Here is an 8,670-nt window from a genome sequence, read left to right as displayed (position 1 = left end):
CCCACGGGGTGTTGAAGGCGGGCAGCGTCGTCCAGGTCATCGTCGGTCCCGAGGCGGACACCCTGGCCGAGGACATCGAGGACATCCTGTGAGCCTGTCCGTGCAGGCACCGCTGCCCGGCCGGGTGCTCGCCCTGGCCGACGTGCCCGACCCCGTGTTCGCCGGACAGATGGTGGGTTCCGGAGTCGCGATCGAGCCGGCACGCGACCGCGGCGCCCTCGACGTGCTCGCGCCGATCTCGGGCAAGATCCTCAAACTGCACCCGCACGCGTTCGTCATCCTGGGCTCGGCGGGCGGCGGCGTGCTGGTGCACCTGGGAATCGACACCGTGAAGCTGAAGGGCGAGGGGTTCACCCTGCTCGCGGCGGAGGGCGACGAGGTCGACGCCGGCGACCCCGTGGTGCGGTTCGATCCGACCGAGATCGACGGCACCGGGTACTCCGCCGTCTGCCCGATCGTGGTGATGGATTCCAAGCCGGACTCGGTGTGCACCGACACCATCGGGTCCGACGTGACCACCGGCGACGTCCTGTTCGCCTGGGCGGCGCAGTAGAAACAGAGGGCTGCCGGGCTCAGACGCTGCGCTGAGTCCGCTCCCCCTGAACTTCCATCTGCAGTTGGTAGCGATCGGACCGGTACCAGCTGCGGGTGTGCTCGACCGGCGTGGGGCCGCTGAAGGACACCCGGTCGAAGTACATCACCGGGGCGCCCTTCTTGATGCCGAGCAGGGTCGCGATCTCCTGGCTCGCGCCGTCGGCGCTGACGGTCTGCTCGGCCCGGTCGATCGGCATGCCGTACCGGTCGGCGGTGGCCCGGTAGATCGACCCGGTGAGGTCGAGGTCCAGCAGGCCGGGAAGCAGTGCAGCGTTGAACCAGCCGTCGTCGACGCTGACCGGTTCGCCGTCGGCCAGCCGCAGCCGTTTGACGTGGTAGGCGCTGGTGTCCGGTGCGATCCGCAGGGCCTTCGCGGTGGCCTCGGGCGCCGCGTCCTCCTCGCTCTGCAGCACGACCGTCGTCGGCTTGTGGCCCTGCGCCCGCATCTCCTCGGTGAACGAGGCCAGGTGGAGTTTCGACTGCACCGGACGATGCGCCACGAACGTGCCCTTGCCACGGACCCGGACCAGGTGCCCCTCGTTGACGAGCTGCCCGATCGCCTCGCGAACGGTGATGCGACTGACGCCGTAGTCCTGCATCAGTTTTCGTTCACTGGTCATCAGGTCGCCGGGCTGAAGTTCTTTGGTGCACTTGTGCAGCAGGATGGCACGGAGTTGCTCGTGCTTCGGAATCACGCTGTCGCGTAGATGTACGGGCATCATGCCGGCGGCTCCAGCTCTGTCAGGGTCGGACACATCGGATCAGTCGGTCGGACTCCAAAGGTCCCGTCCGGTCCGGTCCAACACCGAGAATACGTGATCCGGGCGCCCGGGCCTACCGTGCCGCGGCGGCCAGCGCCTCGAGATACCTGCGCGTCATCGCTTTCTGCACGACCCGGCCAGCGGGCCCGCCGAGCCGCGTGAACCACCGCCCCGGTTTCGAGAACGCCGACACGGTCGCGACGACGGTGCCGTCCGGCCGCTGTTCGACGACGAAGCTCTCCTCGCCGCGCTCGGGATGACCCGGCAGCGTGCCGTACGCGAAGCCCTTGCGCTGCGGATCGTCGAGCACGTAGACGACCCGGCAGGAGAACGTCAGCCGGAACGGACCGATCCCCCAGCGCAGTTCGACCGACGAGCCGGGCACGGCGGTCGGAGCCTCGGCCCGCACCTCGAGCCCCGCGCCGCGGTGCATCCCCCAGGCACACAGGTGGGCGGCGGCCGCGTCGAATGCGTCTGCCCCGTCACCGATCACCTTCTGCTCACGCAGATGGTGGTATCCCGCCGGGAACGGAACGTCGCGGCTCGCACCCACCTCCGGGTACGTGAACGCGGGCAGGTCGTCTCCGGAGGTACTGATGACGGTCGATCCTCTCGGTCGGGAGGTCGCCCAGCCTACTGCTCCGACCGGGCCGCGGGACGGATGTTCTGATTCACATGGAAGAGGTTGTCCGGATCGTACTTCGCCTTCACCTGCGCCAACCGGTCGTAATTGCCGAGGTATGAGGCACGCACCCGGTCCTCACCCTCGGACATCATGAAGTTGACGTACGCCCCGCCCGCGGTCGTCGGGTGGAGGGCCTCCCAGTACTGCTTGGCCCAGTCCGTGATGACCTCGGCGTTCGCCGGATCCGGGTCGACCCCGACGATCACGCCCGCCCAGCCGCCGTCCCGGTACGCGAACGCCGTGCCGTCCTCGGCCACCCGCGTCGCCGCGCCGTCGATCGGATACATGTGCATCGTCGAATGGCCGGTGGGCAGCCGACGGCCGAACTCCAGGTGGATGTCGACGGCCTCGTCGGAGATCTCGCGGACGAAGTCTGCGCGCCAGTACCACTGCAATCCCGCCGGGTACAGTGCGTCGAAGGCCGATTGCAATGCTGTGAAGGGCATTTCGCCGACCCCTACCAGCAGTGGATTACCGAATTCGCGGATCGGTTCGAGCACCGCGTCGGCCTTGCCCGGGTCGCCGGTGTAGCACCAGATGATGCCGCACGCCTTGCGGCCCCACAGTTCCTCGGGGAACGGCGGCGCCGGCGGAATGGTCAGCAGGCCGATCCAGCCGTTGAGTTCCTCGGGCAGTGAGGGCAGGAGTTCGCGGTACCACCGCATCACGTCGGGGGTGTCCTCCAGGTCGTACAGCACCGGCCCGCCGACGACATTTCCGTGGTCGCCGATCTCGTGACACGCGAACTGGAACGACGTGACCACACCGAAGTTCCCGCCGCCGCCCCGCAGCGCCCAGAACAGGTCCGGATGCGACCGCTCGCTCGCCGTCACCAGGGTGCCGTCGGCGAGGACGACGTCGGCGGAGAGCAGGTTGTCCACCGTGAGACCGAAACGGCGCGTCAGGTAGCCGATCCCGCCACCCAGCGTCAGCCCGCCGACACCGGTGGAGGCGATGAACCCGGACGGGGTGGCCATGCCGAACGGCACGGTGGCATGGTCGACGTCGCTCCAGGTGCACCCGCCGTCGACCCGGACGGTCCGGTCGGCGGGCGAGACCGTGGTCCCGCGCATACCCGACAGATCGATCACGAGGGCGTCGTCCCACACGCCGAGTCCTCCCGCGTTGTGTCCGCCTCCGCGAACCGCGAGCTCGACGTGCTGCTCGCGCGCGAACCGCACGCACGCGACGACATCCGCGGCGTTCGCGCACCGCGCGATGGCCGCGGGACGACGGTCGATCATGGCGTTGTACACGGCCCGCGCGTCGTCGTAGCCGGCGTCGCCGGGCATGATCAACTCTCCGCGCAGAGACGCGGCCAGTTCCGTGAAAGGCGGTGACGTCGTCGGTGTCGAACTGGTGGTGGTGCTCATGACCTTCTCCTCGGATCGGCGGCCCCGGAACGGGCAGTGCCTGGTAATTCACACCGTAGGAATCGGGCGTTCGCGCACCGTTCGCGCCGAAACCCCACCCGCGAACGGTCCGACGTCCGCACGAAGTCGCAGGACCTGCGGCAACCACCACCGGTCGTCGTGTTGCTCAGCGGCGATCAGGGCGGCATCGAGGGTGGCGCGGGCGGCGTCCACCGACCCGGCGTCGATCTGGACCTCCGCCAGCAACGAGAGCCAGTACGGCATCCGCGCGAACGCCCGCTGCCGTCGTAACGCGGCGAGCCCGTCGCAGATCTTCGCGATTCCCGGTTCGCCGCCGAGAAGCCGGCCTTCGAGGATCTGAGACCACTGGCTGTAGTAGGCGAAGTGGTAGCGCTCGCACAGCTGCCGCAACTCCGTCAGCGAGGCGAGCAGCGCGGTGTCGTCGCCCCGGACCTGATGCAGCACCGACGCGTACCCCAGCGCCACCGCGAGACTGTACGGGTGGCCGCAGGCCCTGCCCAGCTCGAGGGCATCCGCGGACGCCTGCACGGCCGCCTGCTCGTCGCCGATCATCCAGTACGCGTGCGATTTCCACGCGTGGCAATGCACCTCGAGCCGCGTTCCGAGGATGAACGAATAGTCGTCCGAGAACGATCGCTGCGCGATGTCGAAATGTTCGATCGCCTCCCTCGGCCTGCCGAGACCGAGGGCGCCGCCCGCCACCGCGAAATGCGCCTGACCCTCGAATTCCGGATCCGCCGCGGACAGTTCGAGGGCACGCACGCCGAGCCCGTAGGCGTGCGCGGTGTGCCCCTGCACGAAGTGGACCGCGAACAATCCGATCAGCGCACCGAGCACCACCTTCGGCCTGCGTAGTCGCTGCCCCAACTCCATGGTGCGGTCCAGCGTCCGCTCGAGCTGAGGGTCGGAGTATCCGTACAGGGTGGTCAGCGGCGCCGACATGCCCTGGCGCACGTCGACCTCGTGAGCGTCCCGATTGCGGCCCACCGGCATCGCCTCCAGAAGGTCGAGGCAGTCCCTGAAGAGCCGCAGGGCGTCGGCGTTCGCGAACACGCCTGCCGCTACCTCGGCTGCGCGCTGCAGATAATGCAGGGCACGGTCGGGGCGGCCGCCGCGCCGATACTGCTCGGCGAGTTGCCCGGCCACGTCGTCGGTGCGGCCGGTGTGCAGAAGTTCGAGTCCCTGCGCCAGACGCCGATGCAGGAGCCAGCGTCGCGGCGGACCGACCGAGCGGTACGCGGCCTCCCGGACCAGGTCGTGCACGAAGTCGTACCCGGTGCCCGCCGGCCTGACGATCCTGCGCCGCCACAGTTCGTCCACCGCCTGCACGAGGGAATCGGTGTCCAGGTCGCTCGCCTCGCTGAGCAGGTCCAGATCGAAATCCGCGCCGAGGGCCGCGGCGAGGCCTGYGACGTCCCGGGCCGGTTCCGAGCACTGCCCGAGTCGCCGGGCCAACACCTCGCCGAGGTTGCCGGCGCCCCCGCCGCCCCCGGTCGCATCCGTGCCCGGCACCATCCTGGCGGCCTCCACGACGTACAGCGGGTAGCCCGCGGTCGCGGCGTACAGGACCGCCTCCTCCGCAGGATCCAGCACCCGGCCACCGAGGGACCTCGCCAGTTCGACGGTCCCGTCCGCGGTCAACGGGTCCACCTCGACGTCCGTGACCAGTCGCGCCGACCGGAGGGCCCGCAACGCGTCCCTCACGTCGCGGCGGGACTGCGCCTCGTCCGTGCGGGCGGTCGCCGCGACCAGTACCCGCAGATGGGTGTCGAGGGACAGCAGGAACGCCAGCCACGCCGTCGTCTCCGCGTCGCACCACTGCAGATCGTCGAGGACGAGCAGGACCGGCCGGCCGGGCGACAGCACCGCGCGCGCCGTCCCCTCGAAGAAGCGGTGCCTCTGCCATGCGTCGACCATCGCCCGGGACGTCGCCGGCCGCGGCGCGGACTCGACGCTCGGGACCAGCCGCTCGACCTCGACCCTCCACAACGGATCCAGCGACCCGATCGCCGACCGAAACTCCGGGCTGCGCAGCCACTCGGCGACGGGGGCGAGCGCGACGCGGCCCGGCAGTCCGAAACACCGCGCCGTCGCTACCACTGCCCCGTCGGCACGAGCGATCTCCGCGAGTTCGGTGGTCAACCGGGTCTTGCCGACCCCCGCGTCACCGGAGACGAGCACCAGCCCCTGCCTGCCGTCGAGGGCCTGCCGCCACCGCCGCTGCAATTCCGCGCATTCGCGCTCCCGCCCGATCAGGGCGGGCATCGCCGTCCGAACGCGTTCGCGCCGGGGAGCCGCGGCGGGTTGCTCGCCCAGCAGGTTGTCGAACAGCCGGGTGGTCGCGGCGCCCGGCGCGACCCCGAGTTCGGTCTCCAGCACCGCCGCGCACCGGTGATACGTGGTCATCGCCGCCGCCCGGTCACCCGATGCGGCTTGCAGTTCCATGAGCGTCCGGTACCCGGCCTCCGCCAGCGGGTCGAGTTGGATGCGCCGACGCGCCCACGTCGTCGCCGCCTCCACCTCACCCGAGTCCCGCAGCACCCGCACCGTCGCCTCGCAGAGTTCGACGCACTCCCGGCGCAGCACGTCCCGATGGTCGAGGACCCAGTCCTCGTACGCCCCAGGCATGAGGTCACCGCGATAGGTGTCGATCGCGCAGTCCGCGTGTTCGAGAAATGCCGGGGTGTCGGAATCGGCGAGGGCGGCGAGGGCTGCCGCCCGCTCGTTGCGGAACGTGTCGACGTCCACCCGGCACGACGGCGAGTCCGTCCACGTCAGCGTCGGCCCGTCCGCGGTCGGCGCACCATCCGACCCCAGGAGACCACGGAGGTTGTGCAGTTCCCGCCGCAGGTTGGTGCGAGCCTGCTGCTCGCTCGACTCGGGCCAGAACAGCCCGGCGAGACGGGTCCTGGACTGGGCGAGACCGGCGTGCAGCACGAGATAGGCCAGCAGCGCGATCGCCCGTGACGAGACGGTGCCTGCCCCGTCGTCCTCCGGGTTCGACACGCGCTGCTCGCCGAGCAGGTAGACCGTCACCATGACTGACCAGCTCCCGGTCGCGAAACGAGGCGAGCTTCCGCGTCATTCATCATCGCACGGTCAGCGGAAGTGCTGGTACAGCGCTTTCAGCTCCCGGATCGCGGCGTCCACCGCACGCTCGTCCTCACTGACCGAGCGGATCGCCTTCCGCAGCAGGAGCGGGTCGAGGTCGTCGATCGCTGCCCGGAAGTCGGCGTCGGGCAGTCCGGGCAACGAGGACTCGTCCCCGAACCAGTCGTCGACATCGGATTCGGAGGAGTCGCCCCCGACGCCCTCGATCAGCATGTCCAGATCGACGCCGCGCAACGTCAGGATCTCGAGCGGGTTCTCGTCGATGCGCTCGGTGGCGAGGTACGCGACCGCCGCCGCATGCTTGCACGGCCACCCGTCGTCCGGGCAGGTGCAGTCGTAGTTCAGCGCGGACGCCCCGGCGGGCAGCAACAGGGGGCCGAGAACCTCCGGAACCCCGCCGCCCGCCAGCATCGCCAGGCTGCCCGGTTGCCTGCGGACCACCGCGACCAGTTCGGCGATCTCCGACTCGTCGAGGCGATCGATCGAGACGGTCGCGACGAACGGCTGGAGTTGACTGCCCTGAACCTCCCCCGTCACCATTCCGCCTGCGATCTCGAGCGAGATCACCTGACCGCTGCGCGCGTAACTCCGACCGCGGCTCATCCGGCCCTTGTCGGCGACGAATTCGATGATGTCGACGAATTCGCGACCCCACCACGTGCGGCCGAACGATCCCCGCTGGGACCGTGCCTCCAGCCCGCCCGTCACGGGTCGTCGCCGGCCGTACTGACCGAAGTACGGTCCGGGGCGCCGATTCGTCATTCGCCCACCGCCTCGTCGCCGAGCCGCAGCAGTTCGCCCAGCTGTTCGGTGCTCATCTCCGTCACCCAGTTCTCGCCCGTCCCGACGGCGAGATCCGCCAACTCCTGTTTGGTGGCGATCATCGCGTCGATCCGCTCCTCCAGGGTGCCGACGCACACGAGCTTGCGCACCTGCACGTCCCGCCGCTGGCCGATCCGGAACGCGCGGTCCGTGGCCTGGTTCTCGACGGCCGGGTTCCACCACCGGTCGAGGTGGACGACGTGATTGGCCGCGGTGAGGTTCAGCCCTGTTCCGCCGGCCTTCAGCGACAGCATCATGATCGGCGGCCCGTCGTCGCTCTGGAACGAGGCCACCATGTCGTCGCGTTTCTGCTTCGGAACACCCCCGTGCAGAAACGGTACGGGGGTACCGAAACGTTCGGCGAGGTACGGGGTGACGAGATCACCGAATTCACGGAACTGGGTGAACAGCAACGCCTTCTCGCCGTCTGCCACGACGGAGTCGAGGATGTCCTCGACGAGCCCCAGCTTGCCGGAGCGGTGCTGTCCGCGCCGCATCACCGCCGACCCGTCGCGCAGGAAATGCGCCGGATGGTTGCACACCTGTTTGAGTTTGGTCAGGGCGGCGAGGACGGCGCCCTTGCGCTTCATCCCCTTCTTGTCCTTGATCTGCGCCATCATGTCGTCGACCACCGCCCGGTACAGCGCGGCCTGCTCGGCGGTGAGGTTGGCGCGGACGGTCATCTCGAACTTGTCCGGGAGGTCGGCGATGACGGCGGGATCGGTCTTGACGCGGCGCAGCACGAACGGGGACGTGACGGCGCGGAGCCGGGCGACGGCCGTCTCGTCCTGCTCCCGCTCGATCGGCACAACGAAACGCTTGCGGAACATCGCCTCCGAACCCAGGATGCCCGAATTCGCGAAATCGAGGATCGAGCGCAGTTCGTCCAGCCGATTCTCGACCGGAGTGCCCGTCAACGCGACCCGATGCTCCGCCGGAATGCTGCGGGCCGCCCGCGCCTGCCCGGTCTTCGCGTTCTTGATGTGCTGCGCCTCGTCCAGCACCACCCGCCGCCAGTCCTGCTCCTTCAGCTGCGCGACGTCGCGGGCGAGCAGCGCGTACGTGGTGATCACCAGGTCGCTCTGTGTCACGGCGGCGGCGAGGTCGTCACCGCTCAGCCGCTGCGGACCGTGGTGCACCAGCACCCGCAGCGAGGGAACGAAGCGTGCCGCCTCACGCTGCCAGTTGCCGACCACCGACATCGGGCACACCAGCAGGGTGGGCGTGGCGGCGTTCTCGTGTGCGAGCAGGGCGAGCAACTGCAGCGTCTTGCCGAGACCCATGTCGTCGGCCAGGACCGCCC

7 protein-coding genes and 1 pseudogene are annotated in these 8,670 nt (G+C 69.5%); 2 read left to right on the top strand and 6 right to left on the bottom strand.

Going from position 1 to position 8,670, the window contains the following annotated elements:
• Together AC1DWT_RS47525 and AC1DWT_RS47520 are read left to right on the top strand one after the other, a co-directional pair.
• Positions 1-92 (top strand): annotated as a pseudogene (locus AC1DWT_RS47525) (PTS sugar transporter); the annotation flags it as partial.
• On the top strand, positions 89-553 hold the full coding sequence (locus tag AC1DWT_RS47520) for a PTS sugar transporter subunit IIA (protein WP_206012820.1): 465 nt from the start codon (positions 89-91) through the stop codon (positions 551-553). The pseudogene AC1DWT_RS47525 and the gene AC1DWT_RS47520, both read left to right, overlap by 4 nt.
• Positions 554-572: 19 nt before the next feature.
• Here the strand turns inward: AC1DWT_RS47520 and AC1DWT_RS47515 are convergent, their stop codons facing one another.
• The 6 genes from AC1DWT_RS47515 to AC1DWT_RS47490 all read right to left on the bottom strand — a co-directional run.
• Positions 573-1,316 carry a GntR family transcriptional regulator gene (locus tag AC1DWT_RS47515; protein WP_072945999.1) on the bottom strand — a complete coding sequence of 248 codons (744 nt, stop codon included), beginning with the start codon at positions 1,314-1,316 and terminating at the stop codon, positions 573-575.
• Positions 1,317-1,428: 112 nt separating this feature from the next.
• A complete protein-coding gene (locus tag AC1DWT_RS47510; protein WP_241031286.1) occupies positions 1,429-1,908 on the bottom strand; it encodes a DUF1990 family protein in 480 nt (159 codons plus the stop codon).
• A gap of 80 nt (positions 1,909-1,988) precedes the next feature.
• Positions 1,989-3,413, bottom strand: a complete 1,425-nt coding sequence (locus AC1DWT_RS47505) for an FAD-binding oxidoreductase (RefSeq protein ID WP_072945994.1) — start codon at positions 3,411-3,413, stop codon at positions 1,989-1,991.
• Between the two features lie 48 nt (positions 3,414-3,461).
• Positions 3,462-6,473, bottom strand: a complete 3,012-nt coding sequence (locus AC1DWT_RS47500) for an ATP-binding protein (RefSeq protein WP_477925927.1) — start codon at positions 6,471-6,473, stop codon at positions 3,462-3,464.
• A gap of 60 nt (positions 6,474-6,533) precedes the next feature.
• Positions 6,534-7,307 carry an SWIM zinc finger family protein gene (locus AC1DWT_RS47495; RefSeq protein WP_072945990.1) on the bottom strand — a complete coding sequence of 258 codons (774 nt, stop codon included), beginning with the start codon at positions 7,305-7,307 and terminating at the stop codon, positions 6,534-6,536.
• A partial coding sequence (locus AC1DWT_RS47490; RefSeq protein WP_477925926.1) for a DEAD/DEAH box helicase occupies positions 7,304-8,670 on the bottom strand: 1,367 nt, incomplete at its 5' end. The genes AC1DWT_RS47490 and AC1DWT_RS47495, both read right to left, overlap by 4 nt.

The organism is Rhodococcus sp. P4_B6, from assembly GCF_056402215.1.
The sequence above is the reverse complement of the archived record's forward strand: the minus strand, read 5'-3'. Positions and strand labels throughout refer to the sequence as shown.

What these genes read in the sequence shown, in the direction of transcription:
- AC1DWT_RS47495 (WP_072945990.1), bottom strand. Translation starts at nt 7,307, where the DNA reads ATGACGAATCGGCGCCCCGGACCGTACTTCGGTCAGTACGGCCGGCGA.
- AC1DWT_RS47505 (WP_072945994.1), bottom strand. Translation starts at nt 3,413, where the DNA reads ATGAGCACCACCACCAGTTCGACACCGACGACGTCACCGCCTTTCACG.
- AC1DWT_RS47515 (WP_072945999.1), bottom strand. Translation starts at nt 1,316, where the DNA reads ATGATGCCCGTACATCTACGCGACAGCGTGATTCCGAAGCACGAGCAA.